General features: G+C 42.8%; 9 protein-coding genes and 10 pseudogenes. 10 read left to right on the top strand and 9 right to left on the bottom strand.

Annotated elements, in window-relative coordinates; genetic code table 11:
* The first annotated feature begins 559 nt into the window (after positions 1-559).
* The 5 genes and pseudogenes from katG (at position 560) to G7Y90_RS10695 (ending at position 6,121) form a co-directional block, all read left to right on the top strand.
* Positions 560-2,728 (top strand): annotated as a pseudogene (katG, locus tag G7Y90_RS10715) (catalase/peroxidase HPI).
* Between the two features lie 384 nt (positions 2,729-3,112).
* Positions 3,113-3,448, top strand: a complete 336-nt coding sequence (locus G7Y90_RS10710) for an HAD-IB family phosphatase (RefSeq protein ID WP_250162364.1) — start codon at positions 3,113-3,115, stop codon at positions 3,446-3,448.
* 182 nt (positions 3,449-3,630) lie between these two features.
* Positions 3,631-4,558: pseudogene (locus G7Y90_RS10705) on the top strand (LysR substrate-binding domain-containing protein).
* A gap of 346 nt (positions 4,559-4,904) precedes the next feature.
* Positions 4,905-5,902: pseudogene (locus G7Y90_RS10700) on the top strand (LLM class flavin-dependent oxidoreductase).
* Between the two features lie 48 nt (positions 5,903-5,950).
* Positions 5,951-6,121 carry a hypothetical protein gene (locus G7Y90_RS10695; RefSeq protein ID WP_157908376.1) on the top strand — a complete coding sequence of 57 codons (171 nt, stop codon included), beginning with the start codon at positions 5,951-5,953 and terminating at the stop codon, positions 6,119-6,121.
* 148 nt (positions 6,122-6,269) lie between these two features.
* Here G7Y90_RS10695 and G7Y90_RS10690 read toward each other — a convergent pair whose 3' ends face one another.
* The 7 genes and pseudogenes from G7Y90_RS10690 to ispF form a co-directional block, all read right to left on the bottom strand.
* Complete coding sequence (locus tag G7Y90_RS10690; protein WP_201559812.1) at positions 6,270-7,301, bottom strand: ornithine cyclodeaminase family protein; 1,032 nt, start codon at positions 7,299-7,301, stop codon at positions 6,270-6,272.
* 60 nt (positions 7,302-7,361) lie between these two features.
* A pseudogene (locus tag G7Y90_RS10685) lies at positions 7,362-8,319 on the bottom strand (AEC family transporter).
* A 243-nt stretch (positions 8,320-8,562) separates the two neighbouring features.
* Positions 8,563-10,454: pseudogene (gene mnmG / locus G7Y90_RS10680) on the bottom strand (tRNA uridine-5-carboxymethylaminomethyl(34) synthesis enzyme MnmG).
* Positions 10,455-10,718: 264 nt separating this feature from the next.
* The gene (locus tag G7Y90_RS10675) at positions 10,719-10,892 is read right to left on the bottom strand and encodes a hypothetical protein (protein ID WP_250162363.1); all 174 of its coding nucleotides are present in this window, start codon (positions 10,890-10,892) and stop codon (positions 10,719-10,721) included.
* A gap of 4 nt (positions 10,893-10,896) precedes the next feature.
* The gene (locus G7Y90_RS10670) at positions 10,897-11,247 is read right to left on the bottom strand and encodes a hypothetical protein (RefSeq protein WP_250162362.1); all 351 of its coding nucleotides are present in this window, start codon (positions 11,245-11,247) and stop codon (positions 10,897-10,899) included.
* 215 nt (positions 11,248-11,462) lie between these two features.
* Positions 11,463-11,808 (bottom strand): annotated as a pseudogene (gene grxD / locus G7Y90_RS10665) (Grx4 family monothiol glutaredoxin).
* 227 nt (positions 11,809-12,035) lie between these two features.
* Positions 12,036-12,509 (bottom strand): annotated as a pseudogene (ispF, locus tag G7Y90_RS10660) (2-C-methyl-D-erythritol 2,4-cyclodiphosphate synthase).
* Positions 12,510-12,769: 260 nt separating this feature from the next.
* Here ispF and mnmA point away from each other — a divergent pair.
* From mnmA to purB, 4 genes and pseudogenes are all read left to right on the top strand, one after another.
* Positions 12,770-13,990, top strand: a pseudogene (gene mnmA, locus G7Y90_RS10655) (tRNA 2-thiouridine(34) synthase MnmA).
* Positions 13,991-14,042: 52 nt separating this feature from the next.
* Complete coding sequence (locus G7Y90_RS10650) at positions 14,043-14,618, top strand: hypothetical protein (protein ID WP_250162361.1); 576 nt, start codon at positions 14,043-14,045, stop codon at positions 14,616-14,618.
* Positions 14,619-14,678: 60 nt separating this feature from the next.
* Entirely contained in the window at positions 14,679-15,890 is a 1,212-nt protein-coding gene (locus G7Y90_RS10645; RefSeq protein ID WP_250162360.1) for a hypothetical protein, read from the top strand.
* Positions 15,891-16,035: 145 nt separating this feature from the next.
* Positions 16,036-17,426, top strand: a pseudogene (gene purB / locus G7Y90_RS10640) (adenylosuccinate lyase).
* Between the two features lie 125 nt (positions 17,427-17,551).
* Here the strand turns inward: purB and G7Y90_RS10635 are convergent.
* The gene (locus tag G7Y90_RS10635) at positions 17,552-17,743 is read right to left on the bottom strand and encodes an NF038104 family lipoprotein (RefSeq protein WP_250162359.1); all 192 of its coding nucleotides are present in this window, start codon (positions 17,741-17,743) and stop codon (positions 17,552-17,554) included.
* 150 nt (positions 17,744-17,893) lie between these two features.
* On the opposite strand from G7Y90_RS10635, the pseudogene G7Y90_RS10630 reads away from it, so the two are divergent.
* A pseudogene (locus tag G7Y90_RS10630) lies at positions 17,894-19,060 on the top strand (JmjC domain-containing protein).
* 174 nt (positions 19,061-19,234) lie between these two features.
* Here the strand turns inward: G7Y90_RS10630 and G7Y90_RS10625 are convergent.
* Positions 19,235-19,927: a 1-pyrroline-5-carboxylate dehydrogenase gene (locus tag G7Y90_RS10625; protein WP_045446201.1), complete on the bottom strand. Its 693-nt coding sequence runs from the start codon at positions 19,925-19,927 to the stop codon at positions 19,235-19,237.
* Positions 19,928-19,931 lie beyond the last annotated feature (4 nt).

The following is a 19,931-nucleotide window of genomic DNA, read 5'->3' as shown; positions in this document are numbered from 1 at the left end:
TTGAGAACGCTGACCTTGACTAGACATTCTAACGATATTTTTGCATTAACCTTTCTTTCTACTGGTTAATAAAACCTAGCTTATAGACTAGGGTTACTTTCATATTGAGCATGGGTATAAAAATAAGGAAAATCTCGCATTTTGCATCATAACCATTTTATACAAACCCTTCTTTTGATTAGCCCTCATCATCCTGATAAGTCATTAATATTAATGCTTCAACAACCAGAACTTATTACTAAATCCTTACTTTTATATATTTAAAAAATATAATTTTATTAGATATATCATTTATTTACAAAACAATGCGTTTGTATAAATTAGTTCCCTAAATCAATAATTATTCTATATGCTAGAGATGACAAATAATTTTTGCAAACATAGTAAATAACACCCTCGATTGCTATTTATCTGATTACTGCCTAGGAGCCACATGATGACTAACTCAAACTCAACATCAGATGCTGCAAGTAACACCACTTATGATAAAGGAGATGGTCATGGACCAACCATTCATAGTGAAAATGTAGATACTTCGCACGAGCCACAACGTCCAAGCATGGGTGGCTGTCCTGTCATGCACCAAGCACATACTACGACGCCTCGGCAGCAACCGATTGGTGGCCGAATAGCTTAAACTTAGATATCTTGCATCAGCAGGATCACAAAACCAATCCAATGGATCCTGACTTTGATTATGCAAAAGCCTTTAAGCAATTAGATTTAGAAGCCGTCAAGCAAGATTTAAAAATCTAATGACTGAGTCACAAGCATGGTGGCCTGCAGATTGGGGTCATTATGGTGGTTTGATGATTCGTATGGCTTGGCATTCTGCCGGTACTTATCGACGCTCCGACGGCCGCGGTGGTTCTAACACTGGTAATCAACGCTTTGCGCCATTAAACAGTTGGCCGGACAATGTCAATTTGGACAAAGCACGTCGTCTATTATGGCCAATCAAGAAAAAGTATGGTAACAAACTTTCTTGGGCAGATTTGATGATACTAGCGGGTAATATGGCTTATGAATCTATGGGCTTTAAAACGTTAGGTTTCGCTGGTGGACGTACCGATATTTGGCATCCAGAAAAGGATATCTACTGGGGTTCTGAGCGTGAATGGCTTGCGGCTACCAAAAATCGTTATGAAGATGATAATCAGCGTGAATCACTAGAGAACCCTTTAGCAGCGGTACAGATGGGCTTGATTTATGTCAACCCTGAAGGCGTCGACGGCAACCCCGATCCTATTAAAACGGCACAAGATATTCGTACCACTTTTGCTCGTATGTCAATGAATGATGAAGAAACGGTCGCCTTGACTGCTGGTGGTCACACGGTTGGTAAATGTCATGGTAATGGTGACGCTACCTTATTAGAAGATGAGCCAGAAGCTGCTGATATCAAGAGCAAGGTCTAGGTTGGCGCAACCCTAAAGGTACAGGCAATGCTGGCGACACCGTCTCAAGCGGTATCGAGGGCGCATGGACCACGCATCCAACCCAATGGGATTATGATATTTTGAGTTATTGCTAAATCATGAGTGGGCACTGACTAAGAGTCCTGCTGGTGCTTGGCAATGGGAACCTATCGATATCAAGGAAGAGGATCGTCCTTTAGATGCACATGATCCAAGTGTACGCCGCAACCCTATCATGACCGACGCTGATATGGCAATGATTAAAGACCCTGCTTACCGTAAAATTTCAGAGAACTTTCATCAAAATCCAGAATATTTCGATGAGGTATTTGCAAAAGCTTGGTTTAAGCTTACCCATCGTGATTTGGGGCCAAAATCTCGCTATTTAGGAGCGGATGTGCCAAGCGAGGACTTCACTTGGCAGGATCCAATTCCACAAGGCAATATTGATCTGAGCGCTGATGATATTGCGATCTTAAAAGCACAGATACTAGGCAGTGGTATCGACCATCGCGAATTTATTATTACCGCTTGGGATAGCGCTCGTACATTCCGCGCCTCAGACTATCGCGGCGGCGCCAATGGTGCACGCATTCGTTTAGCCCCGCAAAAAGACTGGTTAGGTAATGAGCCTGAGCAATTGGCTCGCGTACTTGAGGCGCTCACTGCCATCCAGACGAACTTTGATAAAGACGTCAGCATCGCGGATTTAGTGGTACTCGCTGGTAACACCGCCATTGAAAAAGCAGCAGCTAATGCAGGTGTTCAAATTGAAGTGCCATTCGATGGGTCGTGGCGATGCGAGCGATGAGATGACTGAAACAGAGCTTCTCTGATTTAGAGCCACGACATGATGGCTACCGTAACTGGATCAAAGGCAGCTATGCCATATCACCTGAAGAGATGCTATTAGATCGTACTCAGCTGATGGGCTTGACTGCACCTGAAATGGTCGTTTTAATCGGTGGTATGCGTGTCTTGGATACCAACTACGCTCAGAGCCAACAAGGGGTCTTTACTGAGCGTGCTGGAACACTTAGCAATGACTCTTTGTGAACTTGACAGACATGAGCTATTCTTGGCATCCCGTTAAGACAGACAATAATGGCGCCCCTGCCCTCTATGAAGTGCGTGAGCGTGCTACTGGCAATGTAAAATGGCAAGCCAGCCGCGTAGACCTAGTGTTTGGCTCAAACTCCATACTACGCGCTTACGCTGAGCTTTACGCACAAGACGATAACCTAGAAAAATTCGTTCATGACTTTGTAACTGCTTGGAATAAAGTGATGAATGCGGATCGTTTTCGCTAGAGGCAGCCGCAAATCGTATCATTATTGAAGTTGTAAGCTAAGACAGTCATCGAAAGATGGCTGTTTTTTATGTTTGTATCACATCTAATTCAAAGTAAATATTATAATGAATACGCCCTATTTATTAGAGAATTAAATTATGAATATAGCCTTATTTGACTTTGACGGTACCATAACGAACACAGACACCTTTACCAAATTTATATTATTCGCAGCAAATAAAAGAAAAATTAATGTAGGTAAAATCATTTTATTACCAACTATCGTTAAATATAAGCTAGGTAGATTACACGGTAGCGAGATTCGAAAAAAAGTTTATAACTTCGCTTTTAAAGGGACAAATGAGGGACAGCTTAGAAAAAAGGTGAAGCATTTTCTGAGCTGATGATACCTAATTATATAAGAGCTAATGCTTTCGAAAAAATAAAATGGCATCAACAAAGAGGAGACATCGTCGTTATCGTCTCTGCATCTTTGGATTTATATCTCAATCCATGGTGTATAAAATATGGACTAGACTTGATATGTACTAAGGTAGATGTCGTTGATGGTATATTGACGGGTAACTATCTCAATGATGACTGTAGCGGAATAACGAAAAAGCAGTTGGTTGAACAAAAATATAATCTAAGTAATTTTGACATATATGCTTATGGAGACACATTAGAAGATGAAGAGTTGCTGAGTCTAGCAGATGAAAGATTCTATCAGTACTTCTGAGTACTCAAAAACAATTTCAATGTATACTTTTAATCACATATTCCAAATACGTATAAATAGATAACTATTAAGTATATACAAGAATAAACACTTTGTTTTACACTACCTGCTTACTGCATATTTGTACATTTTCACTTTTGTATACAGACAGGGTTTGTATATTTATACAATAGGATTTAGTTATGGCAATCGACGTAGTGGTCAATCAGCGGCATTTACAGATTCAGCTCAAGCAGTTGGAGACAGTATGGCATACGGTGATTAATGGCTATAACTTAAGTCAGGCGGCGACCGTACTGCACACCAGCCAATAGCCTATCAAAACATATTGCGGCACTTGAAAATCAGCTCAAAACGGAAGTATTCGTCCGTCAAGGCAAACGCCTAACGGGTCTTACGACCATGGGCACAGCACTAATGCCGCATATCGAATCTATCTTCGCCGAAATCCGTACGATTGAAAACCTAAGTCTCGATTTTAATAATCCGAATATTGGCACGCTGACGATTGCCACCACTCACACGCAAGCGCGATATGTATTGCCGCAAGTCGTCAAAGAGTTTAAAGAGCGTTTCCCCAAAGTCAACCTAATACTACAACAAGCGGATCCAGAGACCATCGCGCAGATGGTCATTCGCGGGCAGGCAGATATTGGCATTGCAACCGAGTCTTTACTTCATAACAATTATTTACGCTGCTATCGCTATTATGACTGGACGCATCGCGTCATTGTGCCAAGCGATCACGAACTGGCCAATCACGAGTCTGTGGATTTGCCGACCCTCGCCAGCTATCCGATTGTGACCTATCACGGTGGCTTTACGGGGCGCGGTGCGATTGACAAAACTTTTGAAGAAGCAGGATTGGAACCAGATATCGTACTAGCAGCACTCGATGCTGATGTAATCAGTACTTACGTAGGTCTGGGCTTGGGTATCGGTATTATCGCAGAGATGGCGTTTGAACCGAGTCACTATCAAAATTTAACGGCGATACCTGTAGATCACTTTGGGCGCTTTACCAGTTGGATGGCGGTACGTGATGATGCAGAAATTCGTCAGTATGGTCGAGCATTTATGGAACTGTGTCAAAAACAATTTAGCCAGTAAAGAACCATTAATTCATATTTTCACTAAACGTCAATGGCATCGTTATCAACAGATAATGATGTCATTTTCTATTCTCATTTCTACTCAAAATCGACTGCCACGCATGTGATTATTATAACTCTACACCATTATTAAGATTTGTTATCGTCTTAACTTCTGACCTTTATATTCAATAGAACCGCCCCATTATATGAACTATTGAGCGACTAGTTACAGCAATATTGAATTAGCCCTAGATTCTTGAGGTGCTGGTTTATCATTGCTGTCGCTAGTCTCTTTTATAACTAGAATCAAATACCAATATAACCATGTCGTTGAAAGGCGGCATCATAAAAACAGGTGATTTATGAGTAACGCTATTCCCTTATCCTTTTTAGATCTAGCCCCCGTGCCTGAAGGTAAAACCATCGCTGAAGGCATTGCCCAAACAGTTGAGACAGCACAGCAAGCAGAAAAAGTCGGCTTAAACCGTTATTGGATGGCAGAGCACCATAATATGCCGGGCATCGCTAGTGCAGCGACGTCAGTACTACTAGCGCATATCGGTAGCCAAACCAAGCATATACGTATTGGTGCGGGTGGTGTGATGCTTCCGAACCATGCACCGCTCGTCATCGCTGAGCAATTCGGCACTTTGCAGGCATTATATGGTGATCGCGTAGATTTAGGGGGGTCGTGCGCCGGGTACTGATGGCGCAACCTTTCAGGCACTACGCCGTCAGATGCAAGATGCTGATCGCTTTCCGCAAGACGTCCAAGAATTGATGTACTTTTTAGGGAACGGTACAGATAATAGCCCAGTACAGGCATTTCCTGGGGCAAAGTCAAACGTTCCTATCTGGATATTAGGCTCTTCTTTTTGGGGCTACGTTAGCGGCGCATTTGGGACTTCCTTATGTGTTTGCCTCACACTTTGCACCGCAAATGCTTGGGCAAGCGATTACAGCTTATCGTGAACAGTTCAAACCATCAGCCTATTTAGATAAGCCTTATGTCATGCTGGCAGCCAATTTATTACTCGCCGATGACGATGCTACTGCACAGTATCATTTTACCTCTGCGCAGCAAAGTTTCGTACGCTTGCGCCGTGGTGAAACAGGTCAAATGCCGAAACCTACTCACGATATGGACAGTATCTGGAGCCCTGCTGAAAAAATGATGGTGGATAGCGCATTGTCAGTGTCATTCATCGGTTCTGTGGAAACTGTCAAACCGAGACTGGCGGCATTCCTTGCCCAGTATGAGCCAGACGAGCTGATTGTGACGGCTAACGTTTACGATCAGGCAGCGCGCATGCGTTCACTGGAACTTACACCTGAGTTAAATTTATTTACTTTACAATGAAATCAGACACTTGCATAATTATTGATAAACCTTAGCTGGATGTTTGACATGGATGCAACTCCTATTATCGGTGCCTCACTACTTATTGGCTCATCAATATTTATGTACATTGTGGCTTTTCTTGCGGTGATGGCTGTCGGTGGTTATTTGACCTACCGCACCAGCCCAAAACGTAAGCAGCGGCGCGAAGACAAACGTAATAAAGACAATCCAAATTAATAACCGCTCTGAAAATATGCTAGGGCGTATTAATTTAACGTTTAAAGCAATGTAAAAAGCCCTCTTTTCTTATTTAGAAAGAGGGCTTTTTTTGGCTTGCTACATAATAAAAACACAGCAATCTTTACGTACTTTCACTTAGATGGCATTACCATTCAACTGACGAGCCAAGATTTTTTTGTGCGGCTTGTTGTGCGACATATAGAGCGACTGCTGCATCAAAACTGGCTGCACCAACCGATTTAAATAACGTAACACCATGATTAGACTTAGCGGTTTTTTCTTGTAGCGCCCCTGTGACTAGCGCCTGTAAGTCACCACTGAGGTCGTCCCATGTCCATGCACAATCGACACTATCGTGAGCTTGGATTAAATCGCCCGCTTCATGACGACTGCCAACCAAATCATCGACAACGACCATGCGACTGTTTGCAATGACATCATTGCTTATCTCTTTCATTGAAGGCTGATAGGCACCGACTGCGTTGATGTGTGCATCAGATTTAATATGGTTGAGATCAAACAAACCTTCTGTTGCGCGGGTTGCGACGTTGATAACATCTGCATCACGGACAGCATCATTGATATTTTCACAAACCGTTATAGTAACGTCCCATTGCGGATACTCACGAGTAAATTTCACTTTGAAAGTCTCAGCGCCTTCCCTGCTTCTATTCCATAAATATACTGTTTTAATCTCAGGACGTACTGTCATTACCGCATGTAATTGCTCATAAGCCATGCCACCACAACCGACCACCGCCACACTTTGACAGTCAGCGCTTGCCATATATTTGGTCGCAATACCTGACAATGCTGCCGTACGCACTTGGGTAATATAAACCCCATCCATAATTGCCAATATCTCACCAGTATCATTGTTTGACACGGTAATAATCGCCGTTGTGGTTGGTAAATTTCGGCTCGGATTATCAGGACAAATGGTGACCAATTTTACGGCTGTATACTCGTTCTTACCATCATACATCGTGGCTGGCATGGATAAATGCGAACCTAAGCTATGGGCGTCATCTTCACTAAAAGTTTCAATGACCAAACGTTCAGGCGCTTTGATCCAATTGGGATGCGCTGCCTGTTGATGCAACAATGCTTCTATCGCCCCAATGGCAGATTGCATATTGAGATGTTCGGTCACGATTGCTTTGTTTAGTAATTGCAATTTGAGTACTCCTATTTATAGATTTATTATTAGAACATGTTTTATCACGCCAAACGGCTACTACATTAATCCTGACCCGCGTAATATTGCCGCACCAATCGCCATTCCAAACATACCTACGACGGTGGTAAAAGCCAAAATATTAGCAGCTAACACATCATTGCCACCCATGGCTTTTGCCATTACATAGCTGGCGGCGGCTGTTGGTGAAGCTGCCATCAAAAACAACACACCCATATGCACACCTGATAGACCAAATCCGAGTCCAATAGCGATGGCAATCAATGGCGCAACAATAATACGTCCGATACTCGCCTGCATGGATAGCCCTGAAGGGTGCAACATCGACTTCAAATCAATACTGGCACCGGCGCAAATCAATGCTAAGGGCAATGCCACTGCCGCCAGTAAATCACCAGTCGTATGAATCACACCTGTAATAGGCGGCAGTGGTGATGCCTTATAAGCAAATGCTGCTACCAATGCGATAATCAGTGGGTTAGTAAATAGTTTTTTAATAATCATGGTACTGCGACTGAGCCAAGTATCATCCACACTTTTGGACACACGGCTGAGAGTGATAACAGTAAGATATAAACAGTATCGTCACCACACCCATATAGACAGCGCCGATACTTAAGCCACGTTCTCCGTAGGCATTAGCAACCGTTGCCAGTCCAATAATAGCCATATTACTCCGAAATATCCCTTGTACAAACACCCCTTGATCAGCCGGTTTGCTCACAAAATATTTGGCGTAAATCTCTGCACCTATAAACAAGATGAATGTCACCAGAATACCAGCCACTATCAGCGTGATTTGTTTGCTGTAATCGACATCACTATCAACGACGCTAAAAAAAAGCAAACAGGGTAAACAGTAATTAAAGACAAAGCTCGATGCTTGATCAATAAAAGTCTGGCTCGCCTCACCGCGTCTCTGCATAAAAAAACCCAACCACATTAAGGCAAGGTTGGGCAAGACAATGGTAATAGCAAAGACAATAGCATCAATCATAAATAGGCTCAGTTCGTTGACAAGCCCATCATGATATGGACATCAGCGAGATAAATTGACAAGTAATCATTAAGTTTTCTAACCTAGTATAGAGACAAAATAGCAAGTAAGACAAGCGCCTGCTCTATTTTCTTTTAACAGCGGCTGTATTTTTAACAAACAAAAGCCCATAGCGATATATCGTTATGGGCTTTTGTTATACTAGTTATACTAGTTATACTAGTTATACTAGTTATACTACTATTACGAATCTAGCGCGGCCTTCGCTTTTTTCTGTTTCTTCACTGTCATGGCTAGCAATTGAACGGCCGCAGGCGTCACACCGCTTACACGCCCCGCTTGGGCGAGCGTCGCAGGACGTATTTGCGTCAATTTCTGTACAATCTCATTTGATAAGCCTGATACTACGCTATAATCAAAGTCCAGTGGCAGCGCTGTATTTTCTAGGCGCTTCATCTGATCAATGTCTTCTTGCTGACGGTCAATATAGCCTGCGTACTTCACAGAGATTTCTATCTGCTCGCCTAGGCATCGACTTGCGAATCAGTGATGACAGCGATATCAGCAAAATGAATCTGCGGACGCTTGAGCAAATCAAAAGCAGTCGATTCTTTTGACAGCACCTCGCCCGTTTGCTCTGTGACTTTTTTGCCTAGCGCGTTAGCAGGGGTTGCCCACATATCTTTGAGACGTGAGGTCTCCGTTGTGATCGCTTCCATTTTTTCTTGATAAGCCTGCCAGCGCACATCATCTACTAGACCAAGCTTGCGACCCGTCTCAGTTAGGCGTTGATCTGCATTGTCTTCACGTAATAATAGACGATATTCTGCGCGGCTCGTAAACATACGATATGGCTCAGTCGTACCATGGGTAATCAAATCATCAACGAGCACGCCAAGATAGGCTTCATCACGGCGCGGTGTCCACACGTCAAAATCGCTGTTATTAGTGGTTACCAATGCGGCATTAGTACCTGCTAGCAAACCCTGTACGCCAGCCTCTTCATAACCAGTTGTACCATTAATCTGTCCAGCGAAGTAAAGACGATCGATAGATTTGGTTTCAAGCGTTGGCTTTAGGTTTTGCGGATCAAAATAATCATACTCAATGGCATAGCCTGGACGGGTAATGTGTGCGTTTTCTAAGCCTTTCATACTATGAATAAACTCTAACTGCACATCAAACGGCAGACTCGTTGAGATACCATTTGGATATAGCTCATGTGTCGTCAAACCTTCTGGCTCAATAAATATCTGATGGCTGTCTTTATCCGCAAAACGATGAATCTTGTCTTCAATTGACGGACAATAACGTGGACCCACACCTTCAATTTTGCCTGAGAACATTGGAGAACGGTCTAAGTTTTCACGGATGATGTCATGCGTGCGCGCATTAGTATGCGTGATGTAGCAATTGACCTGCTCAGGGTGCATCGACACGTCACCCATATAACTCATCACTGGTAGCGGCGTGTCGCCCGGCTGTACGGTCATCACACTAAAGTCAACGCTACGCGCATCAATCCGCGCGGGCGTACCTGTCTTTAGGCGACCGACTGGCAGCTTAAGCTCACGCAAACGATCTGCCAACTTGATAGAAGGTTGATCGCCTGCGCGACCACCTTTTGAGCTTTCGAGACCAATATGAATAACTCCGCCTAAAAACGTACCTGAGGTCAGTACCACCGTTTGCGTATTAAAGATAATACCCGTTGCAGTAACCACTGCCGTCGCACGACCATTTTCAACTAAGATATCATCAGCCGCTTGTTGAAATATATCAAGATTTGGCTGATTCTCAAGCGTATGGCGAATAGCGGCTTTATATAAAATACGATCTGCTTGCGCACGCGTAGCTCGAACTGCCGCACCTTTACGACTGTTAAGCACACGAAACTGAATGCCTGACTTATCCGTTGCCAGTGCCATTGCACCGCCAAGTGCATCAATCTCACGTACCAGATGGGATTTGCCAATACCACCAATTGCTGGATTACAACTCATCTGCCCGAGCGTCTCAATATTATGTGTCAACAGCAAGGTCTGCGCGCCCATACGTGCGGCTGCCAAAGCAGCTTCTGTGCCAGCATGACCGCCACCGATCACTACCACGTCGTAATTTTTTGGGTATTGCATATACGCCTCACTTGACTCATAACGCCGCTTTTAGCCAAAAACTATCATTACCAGAATTTTATGGCTAAATAGCATGGTCATCAGCAAATAAACGTCAGTCGGATTTAAAAAGTTAACGACTTGGAAAAGCCGCTAGATATTGGATTGCTAACCCATCATTATAACAATTTTTTGATGCTTAAAAAACGCCGCAGTAGAAACTATTTACATTAAGTGTTAAGCATCATTTTTAAACTTAGTAACTAGTAACTTAATAATTAGCGCCTAGTTACCAGGGCTCAGCGGTACGATTTGATCTGATTGACCACTGCTTAGCATATGCTGACTGCCATAACCTTCTGGATTGATCTGCAAATAAGCATTCATCAAGCCAATAGCATCGCCATCATTACTCGCCAAAATTTGCTCTTTAATCATGTCCACTGGCGGTAGTAGCAAGTTTTTAGCAATGCCAAACGCTGCTGATTATCGCCTTATTAACGACCATCTCGATAAGTTGACGCGCATCAATGGGTAAATCTGGCGTATTCTGTGCCAATAATGCCAAATGATAAGCGCCCGCAGAATCTTGATCCGCAACGATACGCTGCTCAATCGCAATATAAGTGGCTTCTGTTGCGCCGCCTGCCACGCTAAGCTGATGAATACATTTCAGCGCTGAATGTGGCTCATTGCCAGCAATTTCAATGATGCGCGTGGATTCATTTTTTAAATGCTCACGGCGTTTTTCGATTACCGCTTGCTCAGCAGCTTCTTTTTGCACGTCCGGCTGTTCCGTTGCTTGACTATTCATAAAGCTCTCTCACTCGTATGATAATTATTATTTATATCGCTGATATCTTGCACACTATATGGGGGTAAATTCGATAAAACAACGAAGCCTAAAAACACTAAAGCGTAAAGACACTAAAAACCCAAATAGCCATTAACTGACCATTTGGGTTTACTGTGCTTTATCTTATCAAGTTTATTTGAATATCAAAGACATCCAAAGCATACTATCAAGTATTAAGCAGCAGGGCTGTTTGCTTCAACCAATGGCTTAAGCTCGCCTGATTGATACATTTGCAAAATAATGTCTGATCCGCCCATCAATTCGCCGTCAATCCACAACTGTGGAAAAGTCGGCCAATTAGCCACTTTAGGTAACGTCGCACGGATTTCTGGGTTTTCTAAAATATTTACAAACGCAAATGGACGACCGATTGAGTAAGCACTTCAATCGATTTAGCAGAAAAGCCACACTGCGGAAATTGCGGCGTTCCTTTCATATAATAACTTTATTGTCACGGATTTGATCACGGATCAATTGTTCAACGTCGTTTGCAGCAGTATTTGGGGTTTGCTCACTCATAAAAGCTCCTATTGATAAAGCGGTTCATTGAAAACAGTGATTGATATTACAAAATGATTGAGAAAAGAGATGGCTGATACATGGGGCAAGCGCCACGGTATTACAAGTATAACTCTATAGAGTCTATATATAAAATCTACGCTCAACTCACCAAGTCAATATGACTCGGAGTGCTCAAGCAGCGATGACACCCGATCTAAGCTATCTAGATTCGACAACATTAGGGACTATAATACCACGGCATTGGCCATAATGCCCTCTTGCCGACCGGTAAAGCCTAACTTTTCAGTGGTGGTGGCTTTAACGCTGATATTATTAACCGCCGTCTGCAAATCACTGGCAATATTATCACGCATGGCTTGACTGTGCGGTGCCAGCTTTGGACGCTCACACATCACAGTGATATCAGCGTTGCCTAGACTATAACCAGCCTCTTGCACTTTACTGTAGACATAACGTAGCAGCACCCGCGAGTCCAAACCTGCATGGGCGGCATCTGTATCAGGAAAATGCTGACCGATATCTCCAAGCGCCAATGCGCCAAGCAGTGCATCGGCAAGCGCATGCAGCACCACATCTCCATCAGAGTGTGCCAGCAAACTGTGCGTGTGTTCAATAGGCACACCTGCTCACCACATATGCTGCTGCTGACCATTATTGTGAAAAGCGTGAACGTCGATACCTTGACCAATTTTTATCATTATTATTCCAAGATGAGTGAAACGTGATTAAAATAATTCAAAACCACTATCTAAATTTCTAAAGCGATTTTACCAATGCCTAGACACCATCGGTCGCCACCAGTTTCAATTAACTGGTATAATATGACGTTTATTTTATCATAATACCAGATCCAAAAGATAAGCTGACGTCGTTCTGCTGAGACTACCTATTGTAGCAATGGCATAATTTTTGGCGTCAATATCTATTTTGGAGAACGTACAAATAGTTGAGCCGCTTTATGTCAGCCATACAAGATACCTCAAGCATAGCCATTTCTAAGTCTTTTACGCCTCATCGTCCATTAACACTTGCCGATATCGAAAATCCTAGCGCCAAACACGTGATTGTCGGTATGTCAGGTGGCGTTGATTCTTCTGTATCAGCCGTTTTACTTCAACAAGCAGGCTTTAAAGTCGAAGGTCTGTTTATGAAGAACTGGGAAGAAGATGACGGCACCGAATACTGTACGGCAATGGACGACCTAGCGGACGCACAAGCGGTATGTGACAAAATCGGTATGAAGCTACATACGGCTAATTTTGCCATGGAATATTGGGATCGCGTCTTTGAGCATTTTTTAGCAGAATACAAAGCGGGTCGTACGCCCAATCCAGATATTTTGTGCAACAAAGAAATCAAGTTCAAAGCATTTTTAGACTATGCTTTGACGTTGGGCGCAGATTATATCGCCACCGGTCACTACACGCGCCGTAGTATGAACTATACGAATGCTAATGGCACTGAGGTTGCGCAGCTATTACGCGGGCTTGATAACAATAAAGACCAAAGTTACTTTTTACATGCGGTTGGCGGCGATAAAATCGCTAAGACACTGTTCCCAGTCGGTGAGCTTGAAAAACCAGTGGTTCGTCAAATCGCTGAAGAACATGATCTTATTACTGAAAAAAAGATTCAACGGGTATTTGCTTTATTGGTGAGCGCCGCTTTAAAGACTTTTTACAACAGTACTTGCCGGCACAAAAAGGCGATATCGTCACGGATGATGGTCACATTATCGGTCAACACGATGGTTTAATGTATTATACGTTAGGTCAGCGTGGTGGTATTGGTATCGGCGGTGTCAAAGATCGCCCAGAAGAGCCTTGGTTTGTATTGGCAAAAGACTTGGACAACAACCGTTTGATCGTTGGACAAGGTCATGAGCATCCCATGATGCTGAGTAATGAGCTGCAAGCTTATAAGCTCGATTGGGTCGATTTTACCGCCTACAGATATATTTAGCGAAGACGGCTTACGTTGTATGGCAAAATCGCGCTACCGTCAGCCAGACCAAGCGTGCCGAGTGTTTGCTGTTGATGATAAAGGTTTAGAAGTACGAGTGATATTTGATACGCCGCAACGGGCAGTGACGCCAGGTCAGTCAGCGGTGTTTTATATCGATGAGGTTTGTTTGGGCGGTGGCGTCATTGCCTCTATTCATGCGCCTTGCGGAATTTGACATCTCAGTTAACATTAATTAATACAATGATTTGTCTTTTTTAGGATACTGAATGACCGCTCGCCTTTTCGCCTTGCTGAATATCTCATTTTCTTGTTCGATATGGGTAAAGAGAGGTCTTACGCTTACTTTTATTGCTGCGTCATTTAGTGCACAGTCAGCACCATCAGAGCTGGGTAGTATTACGGTTACCAGCTCTAATGCTTCGACTGGTACTGCTTCTGGCACCTATATCGCAGCAGGTTCTGGTGCTACTGGTCGTTTTACTTTAGTGCGCAATGAAAATATTGGTTATAACAGTAATGCTGAGATAACACCATCTAGTGGTACGCGTACCAATGGTATTGAGATCAGGAATGATTCTAATACTAGTATTGATAGAGATAAGTTTAAGTACACTTTTACTATTACGCCTAATGATAACGCCTCTATACATACCATAAAGATTGGTCAAGCCAGCTATTCAATGGGTGGTAACTCAGAAATTGCACGTCAAACGTTAAATTTTACTCAAATAGTCAAATTAGTATACCTGCGCAAGCCACTATCAAAAACAACCCAGATGTCCCCTATTACTATAATGCAATGGGTGATTATTTGGGCAGCAAAGTCAATAGTACCCAGCTGAATTCACAAAATGCTGTGTTCAACCCGCAGCTGCGTACCGATAGCTCAAATGTGAATGGTAGTGGTTTATTATTATAATATTACTAATCTAGCTGGTATTACCGGTAGCCAAAACCCATATACCCCTACCTTGAATACGAATAAACAAGTAAGCCTCAATTCAAATAACGGAGTTTTACCACCGACGCCAACTTTTGAAAATATTATTAAAAGTATCAATAATGGCAGCACGTATTCTGCACTCTCATCTAATACCGCTATTTCCAATGGTGGTTATGTCAGTTATGGCATTGAAAACAGTCAAAGCAATTATGTTGTCGCGGTAAGAAACGCGAACGCCGTGACTTTGACTTATGAAGGGATTATGAATGGTAATATCGGCATTGCGCGTAACGTAATCGGTGAAACCTATAACGAATGGATCAGCTTTGGGGTAGAAAGTGAACCGTTGAATTACGTCTTTTCAGGCACTGTATTCAATGATAATGGCGGTATAAATGATAGCGACATCAATGTCAAAAAAGATAACGCTACGATAGACAGCGGTATATATAACAATACCAACTTCTTCAATGGTACTTTTGACTCTGCTGAAAGTGGTATTGCAGGTAGCACAGTCAAGCTGGTTGACTGTACAACCAATGCTCCTCTTGAAACTATCAATATTCCTACTAATATTGTCGGTAAATATGAGATTAAAATACCTATCGCTTCTCTAACTGGCAAAAGTACTGTCTGCCTGATTGAAGAAAATAGTGGTAGCACTTATCCCATTCGTACTACTAATGAAAAGACTGTTATTTCCTTGACTACTAACAAGTCTAACTATGAAAATAATAACTTTGGCAGAGTGATTGATAAAAGCACAGCTTTAGTCCTTGAAAAAGAACAAGCACTTAACGATTGCAAAATCGCCTCATTGTTACCAAATCTAGAAAACAAGCTTGCCTATAGTAAAGCCGCCCTATCTGAAGTAACTCCAGGACAATGTATTGCCTACAAAATTACTGCGACCAATCGAGCCAACCTTAGTATTAATCACTTTGTTCTACAAGATGTCTTGCAAGAAAAAAATGTGAATGGCGCGATAGTGACGTCAAAACTTGCGAATCCAATTCATCAAGCAAGCGAATATGCCGCAGACAGTGTCGCTATCGGCAATAACGGTACTGTTAAAACGGTAACCTCAATTTTAGATCCAAGGACAAAACGTAGTTTTTACTTTAATACTAAGTATGGCACCACACACTCTAATACACCCGATACCCCTTAATAATAGCGTTATATGCATATTTTGGTTTTATCAACGGCTACATTTGCTACACTACCCGTATTTTTTTGACCACAGTTATATGATGTGTTCATTTGTGTGATTTCACAGTTTTCATCACTTTTACTTTTTAATTTAAAGGCATATTATGAACTTACTTACCGCACTCTCCCCAATCGATGGTCGCTACGCCTCCAAAGCTGACAGCTTGCGTCCTTATTTATCTGAATTTGGTCTCATTAAAGCCCGCGTCACTGTCGAGATTCGCTGGTTACAGTCATTGGCTGATAACAATGCGATTGGTGAATTGGCAGCATTTGATACCGATACCAATGCCTTTTTAAACAGCATCGTTGATGACTTTAGTGAAGCCGATGCCCAAGCTATCAAAGACATCGAAGCGACGACCAATCATGATGTAAAAGCCGTTGAGTACTTCATCAAAGACAAGTTCCGTGGTCAGGCAGCGCTTGAAGATTCATTAGAATTTATTCATTTTGCGTGTACCAGTGAAGATATCAACAACTTATCATATGCGTTAATGCTAAAAGACAGCCGCGAGATTGTGGTTGCGAAAATGCAGCAATTGACTGATAGCATCGTTGATTTGGCGATTGCTCATGCTGATCAACCCATGTTATCACGCACCCATGGTCAAACCGCGAGCCCAACGACGCTAGGCAAAGAAATGGCAAACGTCGCTTATCGCCTAGCCCGTCAAATCAAACAAGTCGGTCAAGTTGAACTATTGGGCAAAATTAATGGCGGGTTGGTAACTATAACGCTCATTACGCCTCATACCCTGACGTCGATTGGCAAGCACATGCAGAACGCTTCATTGATGAAAGTCTTGAGCTGACTTTTAACCCTTATACCACGCAAATTGAGCCGCATGATTATATCGCTGAGCTATTTGATGCTGTCAAACGTTTTAATACTATCTTAATCGATTTTAACCGTGATATTTGGCAATATATTAGCTTAGGCTATTTTAAACAGCGCCTAAAAGATGGTGAAGTTGGTTCTTCTACCATGCCGCATAAAGTCAACCCGATTGATTTTGAAAACTCTGAAGGCAACTTGGGCGTTGCGAACGCCATGCTGGCTCATTTGGGTGAAAAACTGCCAATTTCGCGTATGCAGCGTGATTTATCAGACTCTACCGTACTTCGTAATATCGGTGTTGGTCTGGCACAAAGCATGATTGCTTATGATGCTTGTTTAAAAGGTGTCAGCAAACTTGAATTGAATGCCCAGCGCTTAAATGACGATTTGGATAATGCACAAGAAGTATTGGCAGAGCCGATTCAAACCGTCATGCGTCGCTATCGTGTTGAGAACCCATATGAGAAGCTTAAAGCTCTGACTCGTGGCAATGCCATGACTCGCGAAGCCATGCTGACATTCGTTGAAAGCGATGAGCTATCTGCCGTTAGTGATGCGGATAAAGCGCGCCTACGTGAGATGACGCCAGCCACTTATATCGGTAATGCGGCGGAGCAAGCAAGCACGATTAAAGAGTGGATTGCTAAGATTTAACTGGTAACAATCTTATCTTTATAAAATGTAAAAAAGATATAAACGAGCATTCATTTATATCTTTTTAAAAAAACCTTACTCTAAACACTATGATTTTTTAAATACATAGTTAATGGGTGAGGTTTTTATTCTTTATCGTCTTTGTCTTTTTTGTCACTACTATCGCCCGGTATGATGGCTTTAGTAACAGCAACAGTACCTTTGACGACGCCTTTAGTGGTTTTGTAGGCGACTTTTACAGGTACAGTGACGATTTTATGCACACAAGCTTGCAGCATAAACATACTCGCGATGACGATAAACTGTAATTTTTTCATAAATTTCCTACGGATAATGCATTGATGGCTATATTTTGACCATCAGCTAGACGCTAATCATAACCAATACACGTCAGCTATAAAGCACTGTTCTAGTTTTATATTCTGCTTACCTTGATATCCTTTCTACTTAAACACACGGATCTACCCATGACTTCTATACCGCTTTGTTTACCCGACTCTATCACGCCTGAGCAATTTTTAAGCGAATACTGGCAAAAAAAGCCACTCTTAATTAAACAAGGCTTACCACAACTAATTGGCATGTTTGAACCTGACGACATGCTCGGTCTAGCCCTAGAAGAATGCCGCAGCGCGCCTGCTGACTCAAGCAGCAAGTAAAAAAGAAGGTCAGGCGCAGTGGCAACTTAAAAAAAGCCCATTGACTGAAACTGATTTCGATAACTTACCTGAGCAATGGACCGTACTGGTGCAGAATATGGAACAGTGGTCACCTGAGCTTGGTCAATTGTGGCAAGCCTTTGACTTTATTCCACAATGGCAACGTGATGACATCATGGTTTCTTATGCGCCAAAAGCTGGCTCAGTCGGCAAACACTATGACGATTATGATGTGTTTTCTTGCGCAAGGCTACGGCACTAGACGTTGGCAACTGGGCAAATTCTGTGATAAAAATACCGAGTTTGTCGCTGATGAACCGATTCGATTGTTTGATGATATGGGCGAGATTATCTTTGAGATATTAGAAGCGGTGACGTGCTTTACGTACCACCGAAGCTATCACATTTTGGTGTGGCACAAGACGATTGCTTAACCTTTCATTTGGCTGCCGTCGTCCCAACTTGATGCAAATCATCGACAGCTTGGCTGATATTGCCACCAACGATAGCGATTTATTTATCCCAATACTGCTGCCACAAGCGCTGCAAGCGTCAGGTGAATTGCAAGCGAGCAGCATCAATGCGATCAAAGATCAGCTATTACAAATGCTACAGTCTGAGCGTGGTAATGATATCATTCGTCAAGCAGTTTCTGAAGTCGTCAGCAAACGCCAGTATGATGCGCTGATGCCAGAGGATACATTGGATACGGATGAGCTCATGCAAGCTCTAGCAGAAGGTGCCACCTTGCAAGCGGATTATAGCAATCGTTTGCTCTATAGCCAGACTAATGATGGCATTATGCTATATGCCAATGGTCAGCGCATTGACGGGCTTGACGAGACCGCAGTAGCGGTATTGGTGCGTTTGGCTAATGGCGAACACCTAAATAGTCAAGATGTCACCGATGTTGATGCAGATGATTTGAGCGAATGGCTAGAGAACGGTTGGGTATGGATTGATATTGCTGAATAACATCTATTAATCAGACATGAATCAAATAACGCAAATAAAAAAACCGCTATCTGACAATTATTCAGATAGCGGTTTTTTCTTATAAATCGTATTCGGTATTTATAGCTATACCAAACACTGCTTCGCACTTATCAAAACGGATATAAGAGAGAAGCGGGTTTGTAATTAATACGGTTATTCTGTACCAAGTTCAAGCAAGCTAGCATTACCACCGATCGCTGTGGTATTGATTGTTTTGACACGCTCAGTGACAAAACGATGCAAATAATCAGGCGTTAGCATCTCTGACAAGCCTTCCATATCGGTGACGCTGATGACTTGCGTTAAGATACCATCGGTATTGGCAAGCTCTTGACTGATAGTCTGCACTTCGCTTCGATTGCCAGAGACTGCAACCTGTGCCAGACGATCGATATATAAAAGCGTGACGGTTTGCGAGTCATTCGCCACACTCAATACATCTTCGCTGATACCTGTATCGTATAGTATCTTGGCAGCTTCATTGCACATCTCATCTTGGCTTGGGCAATGCAGAATGACTTCATTACCTGTCAATAGTGCGGCTACCAACTGTCCTAATACCGCCATGGCTCTAGCAGATTCACCACCAATAACCATGGTTTTACCACGACCAGTGACATATAGATCATTGGATTCACCAGTTGCACCAGTCATGCGATGCACCTCATCCAAGCTAGGCGCGGCGCTCAATAGATGATTGAACAAACGCTTTGCTTTATTGGCATCACCAGTCAGCAATGCCAACTTTGGAATAGCCGCTTGCAGATATGTTGCGCGATTCACTGCGCCAAGTAATCGCCAAGATTCACAAACCTGGGCATGATTTTTTTTGAATTCAGTCGCCATGTTG

Origin of the sequence: Psychrobacter sp. WY6, from assembly GCF_018448495.1 — a bacterium.
GTDB lineage: Bacteria > Pseudomonadota > Gammaproteobacteria > Pseudomonadales > Moraxellaceae > Psychrobacter.
The sequence above is the reverse complement of the archived record's forward strand: the minus strand, read 5'-3'. Positions and strand labels throughout refer to the sequence as shown.